Annotated in this window: 16 protein-coding genes, 1 tRNA gene and 1 pseudogene; 14 read left to right on the top strand and 4 right to left on the bottom strand. The window is 69.6% G+C overall.

Annotated features, from left to right (window positions below):
* Positions 1-23: 23 nt before the first annotated feature.
* On the bottom strand, positions 24-869 hold the full coding sequence (locus OG574_RS22950) for an HAD family hydrolase (RefSeq protein ID WP_326774745.1): 846 nt from the start codon (positions 867-869) through the stop codon (positions 24-26).
* 594 nt (positions 870-1,463) lie between these two features.
* Here OG574_RS22950 and OG574_RS22945 point away from each other — a divergent pair.
* Positions 1,464-1,625, top strand: a pseudogene (locus tag OG574_RS22945) (septum site-determining protein Ssd); the annotation flags it as partial.
* 106 nt (positions 1,626-1,731) lie between these two features.
* On the opposite strand, the gene OG574_RS22940 reads toward OG574_RS22945, so the two are convergent.
* A complete protein-coding gene (locus OG574_RS22940; protein ID WP_326774744.1) occupies positions 1,732-2,043 on the bottom strand; it encodes a hypothetical protein in 312 nt (103 codons plus the stop codon).
* Positions 2,044-2,187: 144 nt separating this feature from the next.
* On the opposite strand from OG574_RS22940, the gene OG574_RS22935 reads away from it, so the two are divergent.
* A complete protein-coding gene (locus tag OG574_RS22935) occupies positions 2,188-2,433 on the top strand; it encodes a winged helix-turn-helix domain-containing protein (protein ID WP_326774743.1) in 246 nt (81 codons plus the stop codon).
* A gap of 3,107 nt (positions 2,434-5,540) precedes the next feature.
* On the opposite strand, the gene OG574_RS22930 is transcribed toward OG574_RS22935, so the two are convergent.
* Positions 5,541-8,123 (bottom strand): DEAD/DEAH box helicase, encoded by a 2,583-nt coding sequence (locus tag OG574_RS22930; protein ID WP_326774742.1) that lies wholly within the window; start codon positions 8,121-8,123, stop codon positions 5,541-5,543.
* Between the two features lie 80 nt (positions 8,124-8,203).
* On the opposite strand from OG574_RS22930, the gene bldG reads away from it, so the two are divergent.
* The 11 genes from bldG (at position 8,204) to OG574_RS22875 (ending at position 24,530) form a co-directional block, all read left to right on the top strand.
* The gene (gene bldG / locus OG574_RS22925) at positions 8,204-8,545 is read left to right on the top strand and encodes an anti-sigma factor antagonist BldG (RefSeq protein ID WP_003975386.1); all 342 of its coding nucleotides are present in this window, start codon (positions 8,204-8,206) and stop codon (positions 8,543-8,545) included.
* A gap of 97 nt (positions 8,546-8,642) precedes the next feature.
* Complete coding sequence (locus OG574_RS22920; RefSeq protein ID WP_326774741.1) at positions 8,643-9,080, top strand: ATP-binding protein; 438 nt, start codon at positions 8,643-8,645, stop codon at positions 9,078-9,080.
* 331 nt (positions 9,081-9,411) lie between these two features.
* A complete protein-coding gene (locus tag OG574_RS22915) occupies positions 9,412-11,817 on the top strand; it encodes a sodium-translocating pyrophosphatase (protein WP_326774740.1) in 2,406 nt (801 codons plus the stop codon).
* 218 nt (positions 11,818-12,035) lie between these two features.
* Complete coding sequence (locus OG574_RS22910; RefSeq protein WP_100597663.1) at positions 12,036-12,626, top strand: small secreted protein; 591 nt, start codon at positions 12,036-12,038, stop codon at positions 12,624-12,626.
* Positions 12,627-12,847: 221 nt separating this feature from the next.
* Entirely contained in the window at positions 12,848-14,371 is a 1,524-nt protein-coding gene (locus OG574_RS22905) for a class I SAM-dependent methyltransferase (protein WP_326774739.1), read from the top strand.
* Between the two features lie 234 nt (positions 14,372-14,605).
* The gene (locus OG574_RS22900; RefSeq protein WP_100597665.1) at positions 14,606-14,803 is read left to right on the top strand and encodes a hypothetical protein; all 198 of its coding nucleotides are present in this window, start codon (positions 14,606-14,608) and stop codon (positions 14,801-14,803) included.
* A 249-nt stretch (positions 14,804-15,052) separates the two neighbouring features.
* Positions 15,053-17,887, top strand: a complete 2,835-nt coding sequence (topA, locus tag OG574_RS22895; RefSeq protein WP_326774738.1) for a type I DNA topoisomerase — start codon at positions 15,053-15,055, stop codon at positions 17,885-17,887.
* A 163-nt stretch (positions 17,888-18,050) separates the two neighbouring features.
* A complete protein-coding gene (gene tmk / locus OG574_RS22890) occupies positions 18,051-21,314 on the top strand; it encodes a dTMP kinase (protein ID WP_326774737.1) in 3,264 nt (1,087 codons plus the stop codon).
* Positions 21,315-21,459: 145 nt separating this feature from the next.
* The gene (locus OG574_RS22885) at positions 21,460-22,665 is read left to right on the top strand and encodes a DNA polymerase III subunit delta' (protein WP_326774736.1); all 1,206 of its coding nucleotides are present in this window, start codon (positions 21,460-21,462) and stop codon (positions 22,663-22,665) included.
* Positions 22,666-22,752: 87 nt separating this feature from the next.
* Positions 22,753-24,327 (top strand): alpha/beta hydrolase, encoded by a 1,575-nt coding sequence (locus tag OG574_RS22880; protein ID WP_326774735.1) that lies wholly within the window; start codon positions 22,753-22,755, stop codon positions 24,325-24,327.
* A 129-nt stretch (positions 24,328-24,456) separates the two neighbouring features.
* Positions 24,457-24,530: transfer RNA gene (locus OG574_RS22875), tRNA-Thr, on the top strand.
* A gap of 121 nt (positions 24,531-24,651) precedes the next feature.
* Here OG574_RS22875 and OG574_RS22870 read toward each other — a convergent pair.
* Positions 24,652-26,271, bottom strand: coding sequence for a hypothetical protein (locus OG574_RS22870; protein ID WP_326774734.1), 1,620 nt, complete (start codon positions 26,269-26,271; stop codon positions 24,652-24,654).
* A 187-nt stretch (positions 26,272-26,458) separates the two neighbouring features.
* On the opposite strand from OG574_RS22870, the gene OG574_RS22865 reads away from it, so the two are divergent.
* Positions 26,459-26,920, top strand: coding sequence for a carboxymuconolactone decarboxylase family protein (locus OG574_RS22865; protein ID WP_326774733.1), 462 nt, complete (start codon positions 26,459-26,461; stop codon positions 26,918-26,920).
* Positions 26,921-26,996 lie beyond the last annotated feature (76 nt).

Raw genomic sequence — 26,996 nt, 5'->3', positions numbered from 1 at the left:
GCGGGCCCGCATAAAGGGGCCGGTCAGCTGGCCGTGGCGCGTCGGCGGCTGGCGTACCAGACCAGGCCCGCGGTCGCCGCAGCGGCGCCGACGGCGGCGGCAGCGACGAGGGCCGGCCGCGACGGTGCGGACAGAGAGGGCAGTCGCTGCTTGAGCCGTACGGGCCGGTTGAAGTCGAGAATCGGCCACTCTCGCGCGATGGCCTCACGGCGCAGCGCCCGGTCCGGATTGACCGCGAAGGGGTGGCCGACGGACTTCAGCATCGGCACATCGGTCGCCGAGTCGCTGTACGCGTAGCAGCGCGAGAGGTCGTACCCCTCGGACCGCGCGAGCTCCTCGATCGCCTCCGCCTTCGTCGGCCCGTACGCGTAGTACTCCACCTCACCCGTGAAGCAGCCGTCGTCACCGACGACCATGCGCGTGGCCACCACGCGGTCCGCGCCGAGGAGTTCACCGATCGGCTCGACGACCTCCGCGCCGGACGTGGAGACAATCACCACGTCGCGCCCGGCGGTGTGGTGCTCCTCGATGAGCGACGCGGCCTCGTCGTAGATGATCGGGTCGATCAGGTCGTGGAGCGTCTCGGCGACGATCTCCTTCACCTGCTGCACGTTCCACCCGCGGCAGAGAGCCGAGAGGTATTCGCGCATCCGCTCCATCTGGTCGTGGTCGGCGCCGCCGGCGAGGAACACGAACTGCGCGTACGCGGTCCGCAGCACCGCCCTGCGGTTGATCAGCCCGCCTTGGTAGAACGACTTGCTGAAGGTGAGCGTGCTCGACTTCGCAATGACCGTCTTGTCCAGGTCAAAGAACGCGGCAGTGCGAGGCATCGAGTGCGTCAAGGAGTGGTTTTCCACGAGCCCGAGCATAGGCGCCCACCATTCGGCGTAAGCTTTGGCGCGTGGGTTTGCCTGAGAAGGCTCTCGGGTACACCATGGAAGTCACGGATCGTTCGCGACCGTGCTAACCCGGTCTGGCTCCTCCCCCCCCGAGTCGGACCGTGGGGACGACCCCCGCTCTCCCCCCCGGCGGGGGTCGTCGCATGTCCGGACCCACTTTGGGTCCGGACTTTTGCGTTCTCCACCCTGTTGCCGCCCTGCGCCGAGCCGCTGGATCGCGGCTCTTCGCGTCCGATCTCCGTCACTGAGTGTAGTCGAGGGGCTGCTCTGTGGAAGGCCTGGAGAGGGTAGTTGAGGGGTCGCCCTAGATGGCACAAGTGATGTCACCGGTATGGGTGATGGGGATATTCACAAGCTCTCTCTTGTCCACAGTAATTAACCAAGATCCACACGATTTCTGGGATCGCTGCACGGTGATTCCACTCGCGAAGTCGGGACCGGTGTTCATTACCGGTTCCGTTCGCCGGTCGGGCAGTCGGCAGGGCTGTCGGCCGGCCTGCGCTGCGCGAGGGGAGTGGCCCGCTCGCAGGTGCGAGCGGGACAGCGAGCGAGGGGGCGGAAATCGTGGCGGGAGCCATCACATGCGACCGGGCGCCGGTCGCCGACGGGCGGCGGCGGACACCGCTGATCGTGACGGAGGACGTGGATCTGCTGGACGACCTGCTGCGGCTGTGCGCCGCGGACGGCGCGCGGTCCGAGGTCCATCACGAGGTGCCGGAGCGCAGGGAAGCAAGCTAGCGCCCTGGTTCGGAGACTGAGCGCAACGAAGCCCCCTACAACCTGGGTACCTCCCCGGGCCGTTAGGGGGCTTCCTGCTTTTCCTGATGATGTGTCACATGCGCCGCATCAGGCGTTCTGCCGCAGCGTGCGTGACCTCATTCTCAGGGATTCGGTGCGCCGCAATGGTGATCACTTCGGCCAGCGCATCGGCCATCGGGCCCAGGAACGCTGCCAGCTCCGCCTCGCTGATGGCTTCCCCGGCCTCCAACACACTTTTCACGACTGCCAGCAATGTGGTCGCCGCCTCAAGTCCGGCAATGTCCGCAACGGCGCTGAGCATTCCGCCACGGGGGCTGATGACGAAGCACTCCTTCCCCGTTGCGGGGTCGGTTCCTACGTACCGGGGGTTAGTAGACTCATCCATGGTTCGACTCCTTGCAGTCGGGCCCTCGCCCCGGGGATGTTCACCGCATCCGCCGGGGTCCTTCCGTTTCAGGATCAGTGTACTTCGGTATACCTCAGTGCGCTCAAGATGCCGGAAGCTGTGAAGTGCACTGAGGTGTACTGCATGGAGATTGACCGGACGCGCGCCATGTGGCCTCAGATTGCCGCCGTGATCATTGAGCGCATTACCAACGGCACGTATCCGCCAGGTAGCAAGGTGCCAAGCATCGTGGCCCTTGCCGCTGAGTTCGACGTGGTCAATAGCACCGCGCAACGGGCCATGGAAGCCGTGCGGGCGGAGGGGCTGACGCGCTCCGAGAAGGGCATGGGGACCTTCGTCCTGAAGTCAGCGGAGAGGGACGCCAACTAGCCCGGGACCTGGGCTGTTGACCGTGTCGACGCATCCCCACGGTCCTGGTGTCAGACCTCCGCTTGGAGCGACTCACCGGAGACGATCGTCCCCGCCGGAGAAGTCCTTTGGGGTAGTGAGGCCAGAGAGATCGGCGAAGCCCACCGGGGGATGATCCGCAATGACAATCACTGAAGCCCTGGAAGCCGCAGAGGTGCAGGCTCTTCAACCAGGAAGTCCTGGAGATCCAGTGCCAGTCAAAGGACCTGTGGGAGGCCCTCCGGCGCGACAGCGGTAACCCCCGGCTGAAGGCCCGCATTGCGCGCCTGGACGCGCTCCTGCTGGCCCTCTGCGGCGACCCGTCAGCACTCGCCGAACGGCCGTCCGTACTGGCCCAGGGCGGGATGCCGGACGCCCCGGCGGATCAGACGGCGGACACCGTTAACGACTGACGCGGACAGCGCGCGGACACACGAAGAGCCCCCAGCGGGCAGCCTGCGGACGGGCGGTCACTGGGGGCTCTCTCTGCTGTCTGCGGACAGGCGGCCAGGCGCGGACAGTCCGTCCGGACAGCGTTAACGGTAAAGACGGGAGGGATGCCATGAGCCAACCCAGCAGGGCGTACCGGTTTGCGTACCGGATTCTGGGGTCTGCGGTTGCGAGTTGGTCACGTTGGAGCGGTACGCAAACCGGTACGCGTTTCGGCACACCCGTCTTGTGGCGCCCGCCCCAGCGCAACCGATCCTCGACAGACCCGGCGAGCCTTCTGCGGACGTTCACGTAGTTCCCCAGCTGGAACGGCACGGAACGGGCCAGGGGCATCGCGGAGTCGATTCCTTCGTCTCCATGCGGACTTCGGAGGCGTTCCTTGCTCCCAGGGACGCCAGGGTTCTCGGGCCGCTCGATAGCCGACGATCATTACGGCTGGTCGGGGGGGCAAGGTGGCGAATGCCAGCGCGGAGCGCCGCCGAAGGCACTCTTGAGGGCGCTGTCAGCCCCACACACAGCAGTCGGGCGGCCCGTCACCAGCCGCAACCAACTGGGGAAGTACGCGGAGCTGAAGGCGCCGCTGAGGGGGAATTGCATGAACGCTCACATCTTCACCCAACGTGTCCAGCTATGGGGCTGCACAGTGTCCGGCGGCCGACTGCGCACCCCCATTCTCAGCGGCTGCCCAGTGTGGTGCGCAGCCTCCTCACGCCCCGGTGCGCAGTGACCGGTGCCGGTGCCGGGTTCGGCCCACAGCTGCGCAGCACCCTACGGAACCCGTACTCGAGGTGCAGTGCGCGAGTGTTCGAGCTCGCTGCGCAATGCGGTCCCGGGAGTTGCGCAGCAGGCCCGCCCGGCCTCGACTCCGACTGCGCACTGCCAACTGAGGCGCGTTGCGCACCGGGTGCTGCGCAATCCGTACCGGTCGACTGCGAGAGGCCCGAACGCCCTTGCGGCGCCCGCCAAAATGCGTACCGGACGGCCAGAGCGGCACGGCAAAACGAGTACCAGTACCTGAGCGACCTCTTGCGTCCTGCTGACCGTAGGGGCGTCTAACAGGGCATTGACCTGGGTGTTCTGCAGACCGGTACGCGCTTCTCCGCCCCCGCAAAACGCGTACCGGTCGCCGGATGGCACCGGGCGCGGCAAGTCGCCGCGGCGCCCTCGAAGCCGGGTGACGCGGAAACCGTCGAAGCGGCCGGTACGCGTTGGAAAACCAAACGCGTACCGGTGCGCGGAGTGCGCAGTTGTCGCGAATGAGAACCCACGGTGCTGCGCAACCTCCACTGCGCAGTCGCAGTGCCCCCTGACTGCGCACTCTGGGGTCCCCGCTGCGCAGTGGACGATCGGGTCGTGCTGCGCAACCATCCGCGAGTCGTTGCGCAGGCGGCGACAGGCGACTGCGCAACCGGTGCGCAGTGGCGCCCGGCGGCGCGGTGCAGCGAGACGCGTACCAGTGGGCGTACCAGTCGGCTGTGACGGACTGCGATCGCCGCGCTCGCCACCGCCACCAGCGGGCCCTGGAGGGCGGCACTCGCGGCCACGGGCCTCACCGCGGCCGGCTCTGCAGCCCTCACTGCCCTCTTTCCCCGGAATTCCGCTGACCGCCTTGCCTGGTGGAATCGCTACCTCAGCCGCTGTACCCCTGCCCGCCTCGACGACCAGTCCAAGCCCGAGGACGCCGACCGCCGCGGCGCGCAGTTCACGGAGAGCGCGATTCGACGACGGCGACGATGAGTGAGCGGGTCGCTGCGGACGGACGTGAGCCGCCGGGAGCCGTAGTGACCGGGTGAGGGACGCCAGACACCTGTGACAACCTGCCGGGCACCGCGGCCGCCGCACGTGCGCTGCCGACAAACTCACCCTCAAAAGCACTAGCAAAGTCACCCGCAAAACGGGGCTCAAAGCCCCTAGTGCACCTTCCTTCGCTTGAAACAGGAAAACCGCAGGTCAGGGCCACTGGTACGGGCGTACCGGTCTTGCCGACAACCCCTCTCGCGCACACTCCGGCCTGGCAGCAGGTGGGGAAGGAAGGAAAAGAAGAAAAAGAGCAGATGGCAGGGCTAGGCGGGCGCGTGCGTGCTCGGGGTTCGGAGCCGCGTTCTGTCTTGTTGCGCGTCGGCCGGGGGCCTCCGCGCTCGCGGCCCGATGAGACGGGCCGCGGCGGGAAGAGGGACAGATGCTGCCGACTCCGCCCGGCACGCCAGGTACGCCCACCCGAGCCCGAGCGTGGTGTCGTCAGTGCCGCTGGTCAGTCGTCCCGCGCAGTCCGGTCGGCATCAGGATCGGCATCGGGATTGCGCTGCTCGGAGTCGCTGGCCAGCGGGCAGGTACAGGCCGCGCTTCGGGTGGCGGTGGCACAGGACGCACGGCTCGTGCGGTGCGCGGTGTACGGGGAGGTGTCTGACGTCACCGCAGCGGCTGGCACCGCGCCGCTGACCACGGAGGGCAGGGCCCGGGCTGGTCCTGCGGGGCCAGTGACACCTGGGGTCCCGGCCGACCCGGCAGGTCCGGCGGATCCGCCGCCTCTGGGGTCCCGACTGATCCGGTAGGACTCGCGGATCCGACCATCTCTGCTGGTTCCGTGGATCCGGCTGGTCCCTTTGATCCCGAGTGATGGGCTTCGCAGGATCAGTCGGTCAGTCAGCCGCCGGACCGGGTTCCTGACCCTGAGATGTCGGCCGCCCCTCGGACGAAGCCCGCGCCGAAGACGTCCGCGTACCTGCCGAGACCGGTGCCGATGCCGGTGCCGGAGGTGCCGTCGAAGGCATCGTCGGAGGGGCGTCCCTGAGCAGGACCTTCAGCAGCCGTACTGCGCCGCGTTTGTGGAGAGGGTCGTTGCCGTTGCCGCACTTGGGGGACTGGATGCAGGACGGGCAGCCCGCCTCGCACTCGCAGGAGGCGATTGCTTCGAGGGTGGCGGTGAGCCACTCGCGGGCCGTGTGGAACGCGCGCTCCGCGAATCCCGCCCCGCCGGGATGGCCGTCGTACACGAAGACCGTGGGCAGCAGGGTGTCGGGGTGGAGGGGGATGGAGACGCCGCCGATGTCCCAGCGGTCGCAGGTGGCGAACAGCGGCAGCATGCCGATGGAGGCGTGTTCGGCGGCGTGTAGCGCGCCGCCGAGGATCTCTGGGTTCACGCGGGCCGCGTCGAGTTGGTCCTCCGTCACCGTCCACCACACGGCGCGGGTGCGGAGGGTGCGGGGAGGGAGGTCGAGTTTGGTCTCGCCGAGGACTTCGCCGGTGATGAGACGGCGGCGCAGGAAGGAGACGACCTGGTTGGTTACTTCGACAGAGCCGTAGCACAACCGGCCATCACCCCAAGGGACTTCGATGTCCGTCTCCAGTACGGAGATGGCGGTGGTGTCGCGGGCGGTGGTCGAGTAGGTCGGGTTGGCCTCCTCGACGAGGGCGACCGAGTCCTCCAGGTCCAGGTGCTTCACGAGGTAGGTGCGGCCCTGGTGGAGGTGGACCGCGCCGTCGTGGACGGTCGTGTGCGCCGAGCCGGCGTCCACGGTGCCCAGGAGGCGTCCCGTACCGGCCTCGACGATCTGTACGGGGCTGCCGCCGTCGCCGCGGATGTCCGTCAGATCGGCGGCGCGTTCGCGGCGGGTCCAGTGCCAGGCCTTGGTGCGGCGGCGCAGCAGCTTCGCGTCCTCCAGCTGGGGGAGCAGCTCGGCGGTGGTCGGGCCGAACAGGGGCAAGTCGTCGTCGGTGAGTGGGAGTTCGGCGGCGGCCGCGCACAGATGGGGGGCGAGGACGTACGGGTTGTCGGGGTCCAGGACCGTGGACTCCACCGGCTGGTCGAAGAGGGCTTCGGGGTGGTGGACGAGATACGTGTCCAGGGGGTCGTCGCGGGCGACGAGGACGGCGAGCGCGCCCTGCCCCGACCGTCCCGCGCGGCCCGCCTGCTGCCACAGCGACGCCCTGGTGCCCGGATAGCCGGCGATGACGACGGCGTCCAACCCCGAGACGTCGATGCCGAGTTCGAGGGCGGTGGTGGCGGCCAGGCCGAGGAGTTCGCCGGAGTGCAGGGCGCGTTCGAGGGCGCGGCGTTCTTCGGGCAGGTAGCCGCCGCGGTAGGCGGCGACGCGGCGGGCGAGGGAGCGGTCGATCTCGGCGAGGCGTTCCTGGGCGATCACCGAGATCAGCTCGGCGCCGCGCCGGGAGCGTACGAAGGCGACGGAGTGGACGCCCTGCAGGGTCAGGTCCGTCAGCAGGTCCGCCGTCTCGGCGGTGGCGGTGCGACGGACGGGGGCGCCCTTCTCGCCGTGGAGCTCGGTGAGAGGGGGTTCCCAGAGGGCGAAGACGAGCTCTCCGCGGGGCGAGGCGTCGTCGGCGATCTCGACGACCGGGAGACCCGTTAGGCGCTCGGCAGCGACGGCCGGGTCGGCGGCGGTGGCGGACGCCAGCAGGAACACGGGTTCCGAGCCGTAGCGGGCGCACAGGCGGCGCAGACGGCGCAGGACCTGGGCGACGTGGGACCCGAAGACGCCGCGGTAGGTGTGGCACTCGTCGATGACGACGTACTTGAGCGACTTGAGGAAGGAGGACCAGCGGGGGTGCGAGGGCAATATCCCGCGGTGCAGCATGTCGGGGTTGGTCAGGACGTAGTTGGCGTACTGCCGTACCCACTCGCGTTCCTCGACGGGGGTGTCGCCGTCGTAGACCGCGGGGCGGATCGCCGTGCCGAGCGGTTGTGAAAGTTCCTTCACCGATCTGCACTGGTCCGCGGCGAGTGCTTTCGTCGGCGCGAGGTAGAGCGCGGTCGCGCCACGCCCGTTCGGGGCCTCGGAGCCGTCGAGGAGCCGGGAGAGCACCGGGACGAGGTACGCCAGGGACTTTCCGGAGGCAGTTCCGGTGGAGACGACGACCGACTCGCCGTCCATCGCGTGCTCGGCGGCGAGTGCCTGATGGGCCCAGGGGTGCTCGATTCCGGCCGACTGGACGGCGGCGAGGACCTCGGATCGGATGCGGTCGGGCCATACGGCATGACGACCCGGTCGAGGGGGCAAGTGCTCCGTATGAGTGATGCGCGAAGCCCGGCTCGGACCCGAGGCGAGCCGGTCGAGAATCGCCCCTGGAGAGGGGCGGGAAGCGGTGTCCGCCGCGGGTTGTCCGGGGCGGTGATTCTTGGCCATCGGCACCGAGTGTGTCACTGGCGTGACGGACAATGCTCCTAAGGCGTCGTGCACGCCTGCCGGTAAGTGATTGAATGCCATCGCGGCTGGCGATCCGTCCCGGGGGCTCTGCCGAGGTGTCCCGAGGGACGACCGCTCGATAGCAAGGTGCTGGAGGATCCGTGGACCTGTCCCTGTCGACCCGTACCGTCGGCGATCGTACGGTCGTCGAGGTCGGTGGCGAAATCGATGTATATACCGCGCCCAAGCTGCGAGAGCAGCTGGTCGAGCTGGTGAACGACGGCAGCTTCCACCTTGTCGTCGACATGGAGGGAGTCGATTTCCTCGACTCCACCGGGCTCGGCGTACTGGTGGGCGGTCTGAAGCGAGTGCGGGCCCATGAGGGCTCGCTGCGACTGGTCTGTAACCAGGAGCGCATTCTCAAGATCTTCCGTATCACCGGCCTGACCAAGGTGTTCCCCATTCACACCTCGGTCGAGGAAGCCGTAGCGGCTACCGACTGATCGGTCACCGGCCCACAGGCCGGTGGCTGAGCGGAAGTGGGGGCCGGGCCGATGGCCCGGTCCCTTCAGAGCACGCCCGTACATCCGAGGGGGATGCATGGCCACCGTCGAACTCCGATTCAGTGCGCAGCCCGAGCATGTCAGGACCGCCCGTCTGGTGGCGGCCGCGGTGGCGCGCAGGGCCGGAGTGGACGAGGCCGTGCTCGACGAGGTCAGGCTCGCTGTCGGCGAGGCCTGCAGCCGCGCCGTCGGTCTTCACCGGAGCAGCGGTATCACTGCACCCGTTCGGGTCCTTCTCACTGAGGAGGAGAAGCAGTTCTCCATCGAGGTCGGGGACGAGGCTCCGCGGAGCGTTCCCGGCGAGCAGTCGTCCGGCGCGCCCGGCGGGGCGGACGATCTGGCGGCGGAGGGCGAGGACGACATGGGCCTCGCCGTCATCAGTGGCCTTGTCGACGATGTGGAGGTCACTGCGGACGAGTCCGGTGGACTCATTCGGATGACTTGGCCGACCACGCCGGCGACTCTTCCGTCTTGACGCGGTCCACCCGGCGTCCACGCAACGCCCCCTGATTCGCCCGTCCGTGGCTCCGCTCGACGCTGCCCCCATGTGATCGTTTCTGGTTCCAGGCCCTGCCTTCACCCCGGTGAGCAGGGCCTATTTGCATTCCCTAGATCGTCGATCATAATTGGATCAAGCCTCAATGCTTTCAGGGCATTACTGCTTCTTGTGCGCCCATCGTGTTGGACGATCATTTGCCGGGTAGTAACGGATGGCAAATTCCGTTTCTCGCGCACTGTTTTGATCAGGCGCCGCTCCCTACAATCCGTCCACATCTTGAGCTCAGCCCAAGCGTCAAGGAGGACGAATGGCGGGGCTTTCTACCCCTCAAGCGTTTGACCACCCCTCAACCTTCGCAGCCGCGGTCCTGACCGACGACAACCGGCTCATCGTCATGGTGATCGGCATCGTCGCGCTCGCCGCCCTCGTGGTGGCCGCAGTGCTCGTACGCCAGGTGCTGGCGGCAGGCGAGGGCACCGACAGCATGAAGAAGATCGCGGCAGCGGTCCAGGAAGGCGCGAATGCCTATCTCGGGCGGCAGCTGCGGACCCTCGCGGTATTCGCCGTCGTGGTGTTCTTCCTGCTCATGCTGCTGCCCGCGGACGATTGGAATCAGCGAGCCGGGCGCTCGATCTTCTTCTTGATCGGCGCGGTGTTCTCGGCCACCACCGGATACATCGGAATGTGGCTGGCGGTGCGCAGCAATGTGCGCGTCGCCGCCGCGGCCAGGGAGGCCACCCCGGCGGAAGGCGAGCCGGAAAAGGATCTCACCGTTGTCTCGCACAAGGCCATGAAGATCGCTTTTCGCACGGGTGGCGTAGTCGGCATGTTCACGGTGGGGCTGGGCCTGCTCGGCGCCTCCTGTGTCGTGCTGGTCTACGCGGCCGACGCGCCCAAGGTCCTCGAAGGATTTGGCCTCGGTGCGGCGCTCATCGCGATGTTCATGCGTGTCGGAGGCGGCATCTTCACCAAGGCCGCCGACGTCGGCGCCGACCTGGTCGGCAAGGTCGAAAAGGGCATTCCGGAGGATGATCCGCGTAATGCCGCGACCATCGCCGACAACGTGGGCGACAACGTCGGCGACTGCGCCGGTATGGCCGCCGACCTCTTCGAGTCGTACGCCGTCACGCTGGTCGCCGCGCTGATCCTCGGCAAGGTGGCCTTCGGCGACTCCGGGCTCGCCTTCCCGCTGATCGTTCCCGCGATCGGCGTAGTGACGGCGATGATCGGCATCTTCGCCGTAGCGCCGCGCCGGTCCGACCGCAGCGGCATGAGTGCCATCAACCGCGGGTTCTTCATCTCCGCGGTCATCTCGCTCGCCCTTGTGGCCGTAGCCGTCTACACCTATTTGCCGGGGACGTATGCCGAGCTCAACGGCATCACCGACGCGGCGATCAAGGTGAAGGACGGCGATCCGCGGATCCTGGCCCTCGTCGCCGTGGCGATCGGCATCGTGCTTGCCGCGCTGATCCAGCAGCTCACGGGCTACTTCACCGAGACCAGCCGGCGCCCGGTGCGCGACATCGGCAAGTCGTCGCTCACCGGACCCGCCACCGTCGTGCTCGCCGGAATCTCCGTCGGCCTCGAATCGGCCGTCTACACCGCCCTGTTGATCGGTCTCGGCGTGTACGGGGCGTTCCTGCTCGGCGGCACGTCGATCATGCTGGCGCTGTTCGCCGTCGCCCTCGCGGGCACGGGCCTGCTGACCACGGTCGGCGTCATCGTCGCCATGGACACCTTCGGGCCCGTCTCCGACAACGCGCAGGGCATCGCCGAGATGTCCGGCGATGTGACGGGATCGGGTGCGCAGGTCCTCACCGACCTGGACGCCGTGGGCAACACGACCAAGGCCATCACCAAGGGAATCGCCATCGCCACGGCTGTACTGGCGGCCTCGGCGCTCTTCGGGTCCTACCGTGACGCGATCGTCTCCGCCGCCCAGGACGTCGGCGAGAAGGTCGGCGACGGCGGCCCGATGAACCTCGTGATGGACATCTCGCAGCCCAACAACCTGGTGGGCCTGATCGCCGGCGCGGCGGTCGTGTTCCTCTTCTCCGGGCTCGCGATCAACGCGGTGTCGCGGTCCGCGGGTGCCGTGGTCTACGAGGTGCGGCGGCAGTTCCGCGAACACCCCGGGATCATGGACTACACGGAGACGCCGGAGTACGGGCGCGTCGTCGACATCTGTACGAAGGACGCGCTGCGGGAGTTGGCCACGCCGGGTCTACTCGCCGTTCTCGCGCCCATCGCGATCGGCTTCACGCTCGGCGTCGGTGCCCTCGGTTCGTTCCTTGCCGGCGCGATCGGCACCGGGACGCTGATGGCGGTCTTCCTCGCCAACTCCGGTGGCGCGTGGGACAACGCGAAGAAGCTCGTCGAAGACGGGCACTTCGGCGGCAAGGGCAGTGAGGCCCACGCCGCGACCGTCATCGGCGACACGGTCGGCGACCCGTTCAAGGACACGGCCGGGCCCGCGATCAACCCGCTGCTGAAGGTGATGAACCTGGTGGCGCTCCTCATCGCGCCCGCGGTCGTCAAGTTCAGCTACGGGGCGGACGCGAGCCTGGGCGTACGGATCGTCGTCGCCGTGCTGTCGATCGGCGTGATCGTCGGTTCCGTTTATGTCTCCAAGAGGCGCGGCATCACGGTCGGCGACGACGACAACTCCGACCACGTACCGAAGCAGCCGGCGGACCCGGCGGTGGTTTCCTGACCTTGGGTTTCACCTGGTCAGGTACGGCCGCAAGCTCAACGGGCGGGCGGGCAGCGCGTATTGACGCGCTGCCCGCCCGCCCGTGTCAGGTGACGGCCCTTCAGTGAGGCTTATCTCTCTTGGTGCAAATGGCTGCAAAAAGCCGATAAAGCATCCATAGCGGACGTCCGGCATGCGATTGTCGCCCACTTGGCGTGTATGTTCCGGGGCCGAGAGCCATGGAAGGGACCAATCCGGTGAACAAGAAGCTTGCAGCCGCACTGTCCAGCGGTGCGGTACTGGTGCTTGCGCTGTCGGGATGCAGCAGCGACGACGGCAACGAGAAGCTGGACTCCTGGGCCAAGACGGTCTGTGACGCGGTCCAGCCGCAGGCCAAGAAGATCGAGAACGCCAACGCCGCGATCCAGAAGGAGACGTCGGACAACAGCAAGCCCGCAGACGTCCAGAGCACCGACTCGCAGGCCTTCCAGGACATGTCCGACGCCTACAAGGCGATCGGTTCGGCCGTGGACAACGCGGGCGCCCCGCCGGTCGACGGCGGCGACAAGAAGCAGAAGGACGCGGTCAAGGAGCTCAACGGGATCTCGGCCTCGTACGCGGATCTGAAGAAGCAGGTCGACAAGCTCGACACCAAGGACCAGGCGAAGTTCGCCGACGGCCTCAAGGGCATCGCGGGCGAGCTCGACAAGCTGAGCCAGAGCGGGAGCGACGCGCTCAAGAAGCTGGAGGAGGGCGACGTCGGCAAGGCGATGGCGAAGCAGGACAGCTGCAAGAGCGCGTCCGCTTCCCCGGCTCCCTCCAAGAGCTGACGCAGGTGAGCTGATTCCGGATGCCGGCCCGGGTGGGCCGGCATCGGGAGCCGGCTCCGGGTGAACCCGCTCCGGAAGCCTGCTCCACGCGAGCCTGCTCCACGCGGGCTGCCTCAGTGCGCTGACGTTTTTTGCTCGTGTCCCCGGTGCCGTCTTCACGCGGTGCCCGGGGACACGTCGTATGTGGGTGGCCATCCGGGGTCCGGGGTGACAATGGGGGCGTGAGTAGCTCCAGTCTGTCCAAGTTGCCGTCCACTGACCGTGACGATGTCGCCGCCCGGCTGCGTGAGTCCCTGCTGGGGGCCGAGTTCACCGCCGACGGCCTGCTCGAGCTGCTCGGGGCGCCGGCCTACACGGCGCTCGCGCGGAGCGAGACCGTCCCCGCCCTGCGGGCGACCCGCGGGGACAGCCCGCTGGAGACGCTCGTACGGCTGTTCCTGTTGCAGCAGCCCGCGGAGTACGCGCGCGTGGCGGCCGTTCTGCCCGTCGAGGAGTGCCTGGAGACCGGGTGGCTGACGCGCGCCGGCGATGACGAGGTCGCCGCGGCCGTCGACGTACGGCCGTACGGAGGGCCCGACGGCGAGGACTGGTTCATCGTGTCCGACCTCGGGTGCGCCGTCGGCGGCGCCGGAGGCATCGGCAGCCGCGCCGAGGGCGTCGTCCTGGGCGTCGGCGGCGCGTCCACGACGCTGTCCGGAATCACCGTGCGTACGCCCGTGGAGAGCGCCCTCGACCTCGGTACGGGCTCCGGGATCCAGGCCCTGCACGCCACCCGGCACGCCACGCGTGTCGTCGCCACCGACCTCAACCCCCGCGCCCTCCACATGACGGCGCTGACCCTCGCCCTCTCCGGCGCGGGCCCCGCGGACCTGCACGAAGGCTCGCTGTTCGAGCCCGTGGGCGACGAGACGTACGACCTGATCGTGTCGAATCCGCCCTTCGTCATCTCGCCGGGTGCGCGGCTGACGTATCGGGACGGCGGGATGGCCGGGGACGATCTGTGCCGCACGCTCGTTCAGGAGGCGGGGGCACGACTGAACGAGGGCGGGTACGCGCAGTTTCTCGCCAACTGGCAGCACATCGACGGGGAGGAGTGGACCGACCGGCTCCGGTCCTGGGTGCCGCGCGGGTGCGACGCATGGGTCGTGCAGCGCGAGGTGCAGGACATCACGCAGTACGCCGAGTTGTGGCTGCGGGACGCCGGCGATCACCGCACGGATCCGGCGGAGTACGCGGCGCTGTACGACGCGTGGCTCGACGAGTTCGAGGCACGAAAGGTGCGTGGCGTCGGATTCGGCTGGATCACGCTGCGCAAGGCGCCGGAGGGCGTCGAGCCGTCCGTCACGGTGGAGGAGTGGCCGCACTCCGTCGAACAACCCCTCGGGGACACGGTGCGGGCGCACTTCGAGCGCCTCGACTATCTGCGCACGCACGACGACGCCGCCCTGCTCGGCGCCCACTTCAAGCTCGCGGGCGAGGTCGTGCAGGAGCAGGTCGGGCTGCCGGGGGCCGAGGACCCGGAGCATGTGGTGCTGCGCCAGCACCGCGGGATGCGCCGGGCCACGAAGGTGGACACGATCGGCGCCGGGTTCGCAGGCGTCTGCGACGGCACGCTCAGCGCCGGCCGGATCCTCGACGCCATCGCGCAACTGGTCGGGGAGGACCCGGTCTTGCTGCGGGACCGCACACCCGCGCAGATCAGGATGCTCGTCGAGCAGGGGTTCCTGGAGCCGGCTCAGGTCTGACGCGCGGGGCTGAGGCGATTCCGCTTTTCTCCCCCGAAGATCTCGGGAGGTCTCTCGGAAGATCTCAGGTAGGACTCCGAAGATCTTCCGAGAGGCCTCAAAAGATCTCCGGTGGTGCCCCGCGACATCGTTGCCAAAGGCATGCGCGGCGGTCGTTCACCCGGGGTTCGTCCTGTCGTCTCCCACGCGTGTCAGCCTCACCGGCCTGGGGACCCAGCACCGGGAGGAAAAGCTATGGAGAGCGGACCAGCGATCTTCGCCGGGACCGTGTTCACGCTGTTCGGGGCAGGACTGCTGCTGTGGACCGGGGTGCGTGTCATGCACCGCGCACCCGTCGCCGACGGTGTGAACCCCGTCGCATCGGCGACCCTCGCCACCCTGGCCGCAGTGGCCTCCCTGGTACTCGGGGTGTGGTGCTTCGGCCGGTTCTGAGCGGCGTCCCGCAGGGGGTGTCCCGAGTGAGGGCCCGGTGGACGTCCCGGACACCCTGTGGGCACTCCGGGCGGCAGGATCGTCGGTAGTCGGGTTACCGTTCGAGTGGCCGTTGCGGGCTTTTCCCGTTTGACACGGGGGCGGGAGGTACCGTCACACTCCGCAGCGACACCGCACGTACCGCAGTGCCGACCCCCATGTCCCGAGGGCGCGGGGGATCCCCAGTGCCGACCGGAGAGAAGAGCGAAGTTGTCCCCGACCAGCGAGACCGCACACGGCGGCCGCCGACTCGTCATCGTCGAGTCGCCTGCCAAGGCGAAGACGATCAAGGGCTACCTCGGCCCTGGATACGTCGTCGAAGCGAGCGTCGGGCACATCCGCGACCTCCCGAGCGGCGCCGCCGAGGTGCCCGAGAAGTACACCGGCGAGGTGCGCCGGCTCGGTGTGGACGTCGAACACGACTTCCAGCCGATCTATGTGGTCAATGCTGACAAGAAGGCCCAGGTCAAGAAGCTCAAGGACCTGCTGAAGGACTCCGACGAACTCTTCCTCGCCACCGATGAGGACCGCGAGGGCGAAGCCATCGCGTGGCACCTCCTCGAGGTCCTGAAGCCCAAGGTCCCCGTCCACCGCATGGTCTTCCACGAGATCACCAAGGACGCGATCCGCAGCGCCGTCGCCAACCCGCGCGAGCTCAACCAGCGCATGGTCGACGCCCAGGAGACCCGCCGCATCCTCGACCGCCTCTACGGCTACGAGGTCTCGCCGGTCCTGTGGAAGAAGGTCATGCCGAAGCTGTCGGCGGGCCGTGTCCAGTCGGTGGCCACCCGCCTCGTCGTCGAGCGGGAGCGCGAGCGCATCGCCTTCCGCTCCGCCGAGTACTGGGACCTGACCGGCACCTTCGCGACCGGCCGCTCCGGCGACGCCAGCGACCCGTCGAACCTCGTGGCCCGCCTGAGCGCGGTCGACGGCAAGCGCATCGCGCAGGGCCGCGACTTTGACTCGGTCGGCCGGCTGAAGTCGGCGAACGTGCTGGCCCTGGACGAGACGAACGCCCGCGCGCTCGCCGCCGCCCTGGAGAACACGAACTTCGCCGTACGGTCCGTCGAGTCGAAGCCGTACCGCCGCTCGCCGTACGCCCCGTTCCGCACGACGACGCTCCAGCAGGAGGCGAGCCGCAAGCTCGGCTTCGGCGCGAAGGCCACGATGCAGGTGGCCCAGAAGCTGTACGAGAACGGCTTCATCACCTATATGCGTACGGACTCCACGACCCTGTCCGACACGGCGGTCTCGGCCGCCCGTGCGCAGGTCACGCAGCTGTACGGCGCCGACTACCTGCCGGACAAGCCGCGCACGTACGCCGGCAAGGTCAAGAACGCGCAGGAGGCGCACGAGGCGATCCGTCCGTCGGGTGATCGTTTCCGCACGCCCGCCGAGACCGGCCTGACCGGCGACCAGTTCCGGCTCTACGAGCTGATCTGGAAGCGGACCGTGGCCTCCCAGATGAAGGACGCGGTCGGTAACTCCGTCACGGTCAAGATCGGCGGCACCTCCGCCGACGGCCGTAACGCCGAGTTCTCCGCCTCCGGCAAGACGATCACCTTCCACGGCTTCCTCAAGGCCTATGTCGAGGGCGCGGACGACCCGAACGCCGAGCTCGACGACCGTGAGCGCCGGCTGCCGCAGGTCTCCGAGGGAGACGCGCTGTCCGCCGAGGAGATGACGGTCGACGGTCACGCGACCAAGCCGCCGGCCCGCTACACCGAGGCCAGCCTGGTCAAGGAGCTCGAAGAGCGCGAGATCGGCCGCCCGTCGACGTACGCGTCGATCATCGGGACCATTCTCGACCGCGGCTATGTGTTCAAGAAGGGGACGGCTCTTGTGCCCTCCTTCCTGTCCTTCGCCGTGGTCAACCTCCTGGAGAAGCACTTCGGGCGGCTCGTCGACTACGACTTCACCGCCCGGATGGAGGACGACCTCGACCGCATCGCCCGCGGTGAGGCCCAGGCAGTGCCGTGGCTGCGGCGCTTCTACTTCGGTGAGGGCGAGGGCTCCGGAGGCGCCGCCGAAGCGGGCAACGGCGACGGCGACCACCTCGGCGGCCTCAAGGAGCTCGTCACCGACCTGGGCGCGATCGACGCCCGCGAGGTGTCGTCGTTCCCCGTCGGCGAAGGCATCGTCCTGCGCGTCGGCCGCTACGGCCCGTACGTCGAGCGCGGCGAGCGCGACTCCGAGAACCACCAGCGCGCGGACGTGCCGGAGGACCTCGCTCCGGACGAGCTCACCGTCGAGCACGCGGAGGAGCTGCTCGCCAAGCCGAGCGGCGACTTCGAGCTCGGCGCCGACCCCGTCTCCGGGAACCAGATCATCGCGAAGGACGGACGCTACGGTCCGTACGTCACCGAGGTGCTCCCCGAGGGCACCCCGAAGACCGGCAAGAACGCGGTCAAGCCGCGTACGGCGTCGCTCTTCAAGTCGATGTCCATCGACACGGTCACCCTGGACGACGCCCTCAAGCTGATGTCCCTGCCGCGCGTGGTCGGCGCCGACGCCGAGGGCGTCGAGATCACCGCGCAGAACGGGCGGTACGGGCCGTACCTGAAGAAGGGCACCGACTCGCGCTCCCTGGAGACCGAGGAGCAGCTCTTCGCCATCACGCTGGAAGAGGCTCTCGCGATTTACGCGCAGCCCAAGCAGCGCGGGCGCGCGGCCGCCAAGCCGCCGCTGAAGGAGCTCGGCGAGGACCCGGTCAGCGGGAAGCCCGTCGTCGTCAAGGACGGCCGCTTCGGCGCGTACGTCACGGACGGCGAGACGAACGCGACGCTCAGGTCGTCCGACTCGGTCGAGGAGATCACGCCCGAGCGCGGCTACGAACTGCTCGCCGAGAAGCGGGCGAAGGGCCCCGCCAAGAAGACGGCCAAGAAGGCCGCGAAGAAGGCTCCGGCGAAGAAGGCGCCCGCCAAGAAGACGGCTGCCAAGAAGACCGCCGCTTCGAAGACGACGGCTGCCAAGAAGACGACCGCCGCGAAGAAGACGACGGCCAAGAAGGCGACGGCTTCGAAGTCGACCTCTACGGAGGAGTAGTCATCCTTCGGTGGTCCTCTACTGAGGTCCTTCTACGGAGGAGCGTGCACACGGCAGTGTGCACGCGCGCGTGAATGTCGTACGGCCGCCGGGGCGAGTGCCCCAGCGGCCGTATGTTCGGGTGGACCCTCGGGGAGTCAGTGGGTCCGGATAGGCTGGACGAATGATGCGAGCCGAGCAGCCAACGGCCCAGAATCCGGCCCCCGACGACGCCCTGGTCGCAGATTCCCGGGAGCGCGCCGTCCGCGCCCTGCTGCGCGTGCCGCAGCTGAAACGACTGTGGAGCGCCCAGCTCGTGGGCGGCATCGGTGACGCACTCGGGCTCCTCGTGCTCGTGGTGCTGGCCCTTCAGACAGCAGTCTCCGAGGGCTCGTTCGGGGGCGGGTACCGGGGCGTGGCCTTCGCCGTCGCCGCCGTGTTCGGCGCGCGCGTCCTGTCGACGCTGCTCTTCGGGGCCGTACTCCTCGGCCCGCTCACCTCGCTGACCTCCACGGACGGTCCCCTGGACCGGCGCTGGACCATGGTCGGCGCGGACGGCGTGCGGGCCGCGCTCCTCATCGTCGCGCCCCTGTGGATCGACTGGACCCCGGACAACGCGCTGGCGGTCCTGCTCGTCACCGCCTTCGTCGTCGGCGTCGCCGAGCGCTTCTGGACCGTGTCGCGCGAGAGCGCGGCGCCCGCGCTGCTGCCCGCGCCGCCCCTCGAAGGCGCGGCCGTACGCCCGCTGCCCGACCACATGGACGCGCTGCGGCGCCTCTCCCTGCGCACCGGATTCGTGGCGCTGCCCGTCGCGGCCGCCGCGCTCGTCGCCGTCACCCTCGTGGGGAATCTGATCGGGGCCGGGGTCGACTGGTTCGGCCTGCACCAGGCCGCACTCGCCTCCTACGTGGCGGCCGGCCTGTTCGCCGCCTCGCTGTCCGTCGTCTTCTTCCTCGAACTGCCCGACACACAGACCCAGCGCGCGCGGTCGCCGCTCGAGGGCATGCGCCGCCCCAAGACCGGCAGCGGCGTCGACAAGGGCCGCACGGGCGCCATCCCGCTCCTCGTCCTCGCCTGCGCCGCCGTCGCCGCCGCGATCTCGGCGGCCGTCGCCGTCTCCGTGCTGCACGCCAAGGACCTGTCCGGTGGACCGGTGACCTTCGGGCTGCTCGTGCTCGGCCTCACCGGCGGCACTGTCATCGGCATCCGCTCGGCGCCCTCCGTGCTGCCGTCGCTGTCGCGCCGCAGGCTCCTCGCGCTCGCGATCGCCCTGACCGGCATCGCCCTGCTCGCCGCGGGCCTGGTCCCGGACGTCACGAGCGTGCTGCTGATCGTCACCCTCGCCGGCGTCACCGCGGGCATCGCTGCCAACACCGGGCACACGCTCCTCGACCAGGAGTCCGAGGACTACCGGCGAGCCCGCACGACCGAGCACCTCCAGGCGGTCGTACGGGTGTCCATCGCGGTCGCCGCCGTAGCGGCGCCCCTGCTCGCGGCCGCGATCGGCCCGCACCGGCTGGTCAACGGCAAGTTCGTGTTCGCGCACGGCGGCGCCGCCTTCACGCTGATGCTCGTCGGTGCCCTGCTGCTGCCCGTGGCCGCCCTCGTACTCGCCAAGGCCGACGACCGCAGCGGAGTGCCCCTGCGGCACGACCTGCGCGACGCGCTGCTCGGTGGGAACGACCCGGCGCAGGCCCCCGCAACCACCGGCTTCTTCATCGCCCTGGAGGGCGGCGACGGCGCCGGGAAGTCGACCCAGGCCGAGGCGCTCGCCGAGTGGATCCGCGGCAAGGGGCACGAGGTCGTCGTCACGCGCGAGCCCGGCGCGACCCCGGTCGGCAAGCGGCTGCGCTCGATCCTCCTCGACGTGTCATCGGCAGGCCTCTCGCACCGCGCCGAGGCCCTCCTGTACGCCGCCGACCGTGCGGAGCACGTGGACACCGTCGTACGGCCCGCCCTCGAACGCGGCGCCGTCGTCATCTCCGACCGCTACATCGACTCGTCCGTCGCCTACCAGGGCGCCGGCCGCGACCTGTCGCCGACCGAGGTCGCCCGCATCAACCGCTGGGCGACCGGCGGACTCGTACCGCATCTGACCGTCCTGCTCGACGTCGACCCGCAGGCGGCCCGCGAGCGGTTCACAGAGGCGCCCGACCGGCTCGAATCGGAGCCGGCCGAGTTCCACGCGCGCGTGCGCTCAGGTTTCCTCACGCTCGCCGCCGCCGACCCCGGCCGCTACCTCGTCGTCGACGCGGCCCAGGAGCCGGAAGCCGTCACGACCGTGGTCCGGCACCGGCTCGACATGGTGCTGCCGCTCTCCGAGGCCGAGGTGAAGGCCCAGGAAGAGGCCCGTAAGGCCGCCGTGGAGGAGGCCCGCAGGAAGGCCGAGGCCGAGGCCGCCCGCAAGGCCGAGGAGGAGCGCGTCGAGCGCGAGCGGCTGGAACAGCTCGCCAAGCTGCGCGCCGAGGAGGAGGAGCGCAAGCAGCGCGAGCTGGAGGAGGCGCAGCGGCGCGAGGCCGAGCGCCAGGCCGAAGAGGCCCGGCAGCGCGCCGAGGAGTCGCGGCGCCGTGCCGAGGAGGAGCGCGCCAGGCTCCTCGCCGAGGAACAGACCCGGGCCGCCGAGGAGGAGCGCCGCCGCCGGCAGGCGGAGGAAGAGGCGCGCCTGCGCGCGGAGGCCGAGGAACGGCGCCTGGAGAAGCAGCGCAAGGCGGAGGAGGCGCTGCTGCGGGCGGAGGAGGCACGGCGGCTCGCGGCGGCATCTGCGGCGGCTGCTTCTGCGGCGGCCGAGTCCGCCTCTGCCTCGTCTGCCTCTGCCGCTGGGGCGGGGGCTGGGTCCGCGAGTGCTGCCGGGCATCCGGTGGCCGACAACGAGACCACCGTTCCCACACCTGTGGTGAAGCCCACGGGCGGGGCGGCCGATGAGTCGGCCGTGCTGCCGCCGGTCGGGGATGCCGGTATGGATCCCGGGACTGGTGGGGCTGGTTCTGACGCCGGTCCTACCGCTGCCGCCAGGGCTGGGCGTGGGGCTTGGCAGGGCGGGGACAACGACGAGACGACTCAGCTGCCGGTGCCGCCGCGTCCCGCGCAGCACCAGGGCGGGGCCGCCGACGAGACGGCGGTGCTGCCGCCGGTGCGTGATGACTCCGTGGGTGGCGGTGCCGGTGCTGCCGGCGGTGGGCCGGCGGATCGGGTTCCGCCGGGGTACTTCCGTGATGAGCGCCAGGCGTCGGCTCCGTCAGCGGGTGCCGGTGCTGGGTCGAACGACCGTACGCGTGAACTGCCCCAGGTCGACGAGGACGGCCGACCGCGACAGCGGCCGAGGCCCGACTGGGCGGAAGAGACCCCGCTGGACGACCTGCCGTCGCTGGCGGACGAGTTGCTCGGCGGGCACGACGACGCCGGTGAGAGCGACGAAGGAGCGGGCGGCAGGCGCCGGGGCCGGCGCTGAGCCGACCGCGCGGAAGCTGTTGCCGTCCGGCGACCGAGGGCTGGATCGACCAGTGGCTCGGTCGCCGGACGGCGTTGTCAGTGGCGTCCCGCACAATGAATCCGGTAGAGCGAAGTGCCGGAGTTCGACGGTGAGGCGGTAGTCCATGCCCGTATGGGACGACCTGGTGGGTCAGGAGCGCGTGGCCGCACAGCTCGACGCCGCCGCGCGGGACGCCGACGCGCTCGTCACGGCCAACGCGACGAACGCTCCGCCGCCCGAGGCCTCCAGGATGACGCACGCCTGGCTCTTCACCGGTCCGCCCGGAGCGGGGCGGGCGACCGCGGCGCGCGCGTTCGCCGCCGCGCTCCAGTGCGTCAGCCCGGACCGGGCGCTGGGCGGAGCCCCCGGCTGCGGATTCTGCGACGGCTGTCACACCAGCCTCGTGGGCACGCATGCCGATGTGCAGATCGTCCGTACGGATCTGCTCTCCATCGGCGTGAAGGAGACCCGCGAGCTTGTCCGCAGAGCACAGCTCTCGCCTGCGGTGGGCCGGTGGCAGGTCATCGTCCTGGAGGACGCGGACCGCCTCACGGAGGGCGCGGGGAACGTACTTCTGAAGGCCGTCGAGGAGCCCGCCCCGCGGACCGTCTGGCTGCTGTGCGCGCCCTCCCTGGAAGACGTGCTGCCCACGATCCGCTCCCGCTGCCGCCACCTGACGCTGCGTACGCCCGCGGTCGAGGCGGTGGCCGACATGCTCGTACGACGCGACGGCATCGAGCCGGACGTCGCCGCCGAGGCGGCCCGCGCCACGCAGGGCCACATCGACCGCGCGCGGCGCCTCGCCACAGACCCGCGCGCGCGGGCGCGCAGAGCGGCGGTGCTGAGGCTGCCCCTGCGTGTCGACGACATCGGCGGGTGCCTCAAGGCCGCCCAGGAGCTGATCGACACCGCGGCGGAGGACACCAAACAGCTCGCCGAGGAGGTCGACACCAAGGAGACCGAGGAGCTGAAGGCGGCGCTCGGCGGGCAGAGCGGCGGCCGGATGCCGCGCGGCACGGCCGGTGCCATGAAGGAGCTGGAGGACCGCCAGAAGCGCCGTAGAACGCGTACACAGCGCGACAGCCTCGACCTGGCCCTCACTGACCTCACGGGCTTCTACCGCGATGTACTCGCCCTGCAGCTCGGCTCCCGCGTGGCCCTCGCGAACACCGAGGCGCAGGACACCCTGGAGCGGCTCGCCCGCGCGGCCTCGCCCGAGGCCACGCTCCGCCGCATCGAGGCGATCGCCGCATGCCGTGACGCGCTCGACCGCAACGTGGCGCCGCTGCTCGCGGTGGAGGCGATGACGATGGCGCTGCGGGCGGGCTGACACACCTTCTATTAATTCGATTAACTCGTACGGGGCGCGGCGGCCACACACCGCGACTGGCCGAACGCGGACGGTTAGGCTCGGCTGATGTACTTCAGGCGTCACCATTCCCCTGTCCGAGGCCTCCGGGCCTGTGGAACCCTGCTCGCCGCCGCCGGACTCCTCATGTCCGCCTGCTCACCAGGGAGTTCGGGAAGCACACGGACGGCGGACGTCTCGCTGGCCGCGCTGCCCAGGGCGACCCCCGCCAACCTGTCGGCCTACTACGGGCAGTCGCTGACCTGGCGCGAGTGCGGCGTCCCTGGCTTCGAATGCACCACTATGAAGGCGCCGCTGAACTACGAGAAGCCGGACGCCGGTGACGTCAAGCTGGCGGTGGCCCGCAAGAAGGCCACCGGCCCGGGCAAGCGCCTCGGCTCGCTCCTGGTCAACCCCGGCGGGCCCGGCGGCTCGGCGATCGGCTACCTCCAGTCGTACGCCGCCCTCGGCTACCCGGCGGCGGTCCGCGCCCGCTACGACATGGTCGCGGTCGACCCGCGCGGCGTCGCCCGCAGCGAACCGGTCAAGTGCCTCGACGGCAAGCAGATGGACGCGTACACGCAGACCGACGTCACGCCCGACGACCAGGCGGAAAAGAACGAACTGTCGGCGGCCTTCACGAAGTACGCGGCCGGCTGCGAGACGAAGTCCGGCGAGGTGCTGCCCCACGTCTCCACGGTCGAGGCGGCCCGCGACATGGACATCCTGCGCGCGGCGCTCGGCGACGACAAGCTCAACTATGTCGGGGCCTCGTACGGCACATTCCTCGGGGCGACCTACGCGGGGCTCTATCCGGAGCGGGTCGGCCGCCTCGTCCTGGACGGCGCGATGGACCCGTCCCTGTCGGCGCAGGATATGAACCGCGACCAGACGGCCGGCTTCGAGACGGCGTTCCAGTCGTTCGCGAAGGACTGCGTACGGCGCTCCGACTGCCCCCTGGGCACCGGGAGTGTCGCCGACGCGGGCAAGCGCCTCAAGGCCTTCTTCGCCGACCTTGACCGCACCCCCATCCCCACCGGTGACCCCTCGGGCCGCAAGCTCGGCGAGGCCCTCGCCACGACCGGCGTGATCGCGGCAATGTACGACGAGGGGCAGTGGGCGCAGCTGCGCTCCGCGCTCAGCTCTGCGATCAAGAACAAGGACGGGGCGGGCCTGCTCGCCCTCTCCGACAGCTACTACGAGCGCGACAGCAACGGCACGTACGAGAACCTGATGGCGGCCAACGCGGCCGTGAACTGCCTCGACCTGCCGCCGTCCTTCAAGAGCCCCGATGACCTGAAGTCCGCCCTGCCGTCCTTCGAGAAGGCGTCCCCGGTCTTCGGCGACGGCCTCGCATGGGCGGCACTGAACTGCACGTACTGGCCGGTGAAGGCGACCGGCGAGGCTCACCGCATCGAGGCGAAGGGCGCCGCCCCGATCGTCGTCGTCGGCACGACCCGCGACCCGGCCACCCCATACCGCTGGGCACAGGCCCTCGCCGGCCAGCTCGACTCCGGCACGCTCCTCACCTACGAGGGCGACGGCCACACGGCGTACGGCCGCGGCAGCGACTGCATCGACTCCGCGATCAACGCGTACCTCGTGGACGGCACCCCGCCCAAGGACGGAAAGCGCTGCTCATAAGGGGTGCGAGGGTACTTTCCGACGCCCCGGGACACTCGTCCTGGGGCCTCCGCAGGGGGTGTGCAGAGCACCCCCGAAAACTGTGTAGACTTGGCGACGTTGCTGACCGCACCATGGTGCAGACGGCGCGCCGCCTTAGCTCAGATGGCCAGAGCAACGCACTCGTAATGCGTAGGTCTCGGGTTCGAATCCCGAAGGCGGCTCTGTAGAAGCCCCAGAACTCACTCGCCGTGATCTGGGGCTTTTGCTTGTTCTGGGGGACGTGCTCGGGTTCTTGTCCTGCTGATGGCGAATCCGGCGCCGGCCGGTACGTCTCGCCCGGGGTCAGCGGCCGTTGAGCAGGGTCCACATCAGCCCGGGCGGCAGTGACGGATTGGCGGCTGCGGCCGCCGCGACGTGTGGGTCGTCGTCTGCAAGGAGTTCGGCGATGACCGCCGGAGGCAGAGCCCGGTGGGCAGCGGCCAGAGGTCTCGCCCGGACGTCCGACAGGCAGGCCAACAGCGCCGGGGCGGTGGCGTTGCGGTGGCGGGCTATCTCGCGGAGCAGCTTCTGCGCGGGTGAGCGGTGCTCGACCTGGTGTGCCAGATAGGCCAGGAGCGATGGTGTCGCGCCGGGGTTGGTCGCCACCCTGGCGATGACCCGGGCCCCGTGCCGGTCCACCATGGCGCGCAGCTGCACTTCGGAGAGGCCCGGATGAGGGGCGACGGCCTTGAGGACTTTCGCGTCGGGATCAGCGGCCAGGGCATCCCGGATCCCGTTCGGTAGATCGCGTCGCGCGGCGAGCAGCATGCGTACGGCCGGATACGGCGACGCGGCCAGTTCCTCGACCTCCGCGAGCGAGGCGACGGCGATACGGGGCAGCAGTACGGATCCCGTCTTCGTGGTGCCTGCCAGGGAGATGAGGATGTCCAGCGGCACGCCCGCGTTGTGCGCGAGTCTGCGTTGAACGTCGTGGCCGGGGTCGGTGGCCAGTTCGCGCATCAGCGGTTCGCCGATCGATGGATTCACGGCGAGGTCGGCCCGGATGCCGGGGACGGGGTCTTGGGCGAGCCGGGCGTACGTTTCCGGGGGCAGCCCGGGGCGGGAGGCGAGCGTCCAGCGGAGCACGGCTGATGGGTGGTTCGCGAAGGCCGCGGCGGCTTCGGCGGGCGTGGCCGGGTTCTGCAGCGCAAGACACTGCATCGCGTGCACGGTGGATGCGTGGATGACGCCGTCGCACGAGGCGTCTGGCGGCAGCGTGCAGTCGGGGATCGGGCACTGCGGATCGTGCACGAAGGGCGTCGTTTTGCTGTCGCAGACGACGCACGCCTGCGCGGGAGGGAGCACGCCTTCCGTGATGAGTGCCGCCAGTACGGCGGGGGGTGTCCGTTCGTTCGCAGCGACCGCGCGGCGCACGTCGGCGTGCGGATGCCGTGCAAGTCGGGTGGCCATGGCGGGCGTTGTCCGTGACGCGAGTTCAGCGACGACGCGTATGTCGGGGTCGCTGGCGAGCGCCTCCGTCACGTCCGCCGGCAGATCGGGGCATGCCGCCAGCTTTTCCCGGTGCATGACGTCGGGATCGGTTGCGAAGGCACGGACCCATGTCTCGCGACCGGCACCTTCGTCCAGCAGAGCGAGCGCGGCGAGCGGCCGGGCCACAGGGTCGATGTCGTCAGCGGCCAGAAGGCCCGCGTATGCCAGCCGCACCGCGGCGTACTCGTCGAGGGAGGCCAGGGCGGCGGCCTGCGCGTGGGTGAGGTCGGGGCGGTCGGCGAGCTCATTGACGAGGTCGCTGAGTGAGTCGCCGGCGAGCGCGCCGGCGGGGCCGCTGACGTGGGCCCTGGGGGTGCCGCCGGCGGAGGTGTTGCGGGCGGCAGCGGTCAGCTGGTCGATCAGCTGATCGATGAGGTCGTTGGGCAGGGCGGTATTGGCGGCGAGCCCGCACAGGACGAGGTCGGGGGTCACAGAGGCATCTTCCCTGGCCTTTGCTGTGTGTCGCTCACGTGGGGCGGGCTGTGGAGATGAGGCCCCACGGCGTTGGTGGGCCTCGTTGCTTGGCATGGCGAAGATCTTCGTTCAGGTCGTCACACTCCTGCGTCGGGGTCCGTCAGTTCATTGAAGGCAGAGAGACAGAGCTGACGGAGGACAAGACATGACCATTCAGGCGCGTATGGAGAGCCCGGCCCAGCTCATTCCCGGGGCTATGCAGCCCGTGCTGGCGCTTCTGAAGGCCACCCGTGAGGGCGGTGTTCCCGGGAGCACGCTCGAACTGGTGCATCTGCGGGCCAGTCAGATCAATGGGTGCAGCTACTGCGTCGACGCCGGCGTGCGCAGTGCGCGTAAGGGCGGGGAGAGTGATGACCGGCTGTTCGCCGTCGCCGCCTGGCGTGAGGCGCCGTACTTCACTGACGCCGAGCGGGCCGCGCTGGCCCTCGCCGAGGCGGTGACCCGGCTTGCCGACTCCACGGACCCGGTGCCGGACGCGGTCTGGGACGAGGTCGCCCGTCACTACGACGAGCGCGGGCTCGCGGCGCTGATACTCATGATCGGCGTCACCAATCTCTTCAACCGGTTCAACGTGACCACCCGGCAGCCGGCGGGCGCGAGTTGGTAGGGCAGGGGGCTGTGCCGCTCCACCACTGCGCGCTTCGTCCATAGGCGATAGGCGATAGGCGATTCCCTGGCTCCAT

The sequence above is a fragment of the Streptomyces sp. NBC_01445 genome, from assembly GCF_035918235.1.
Taxonomy (GTDB): Bacteria; Actinomycetota; Actinomycetes; order Streptomycetales; family Streptomycetaceae; genus Streptomyces.
This window is presented reverse-complemented; position numbering and strand designations above follow the sequence as displayed.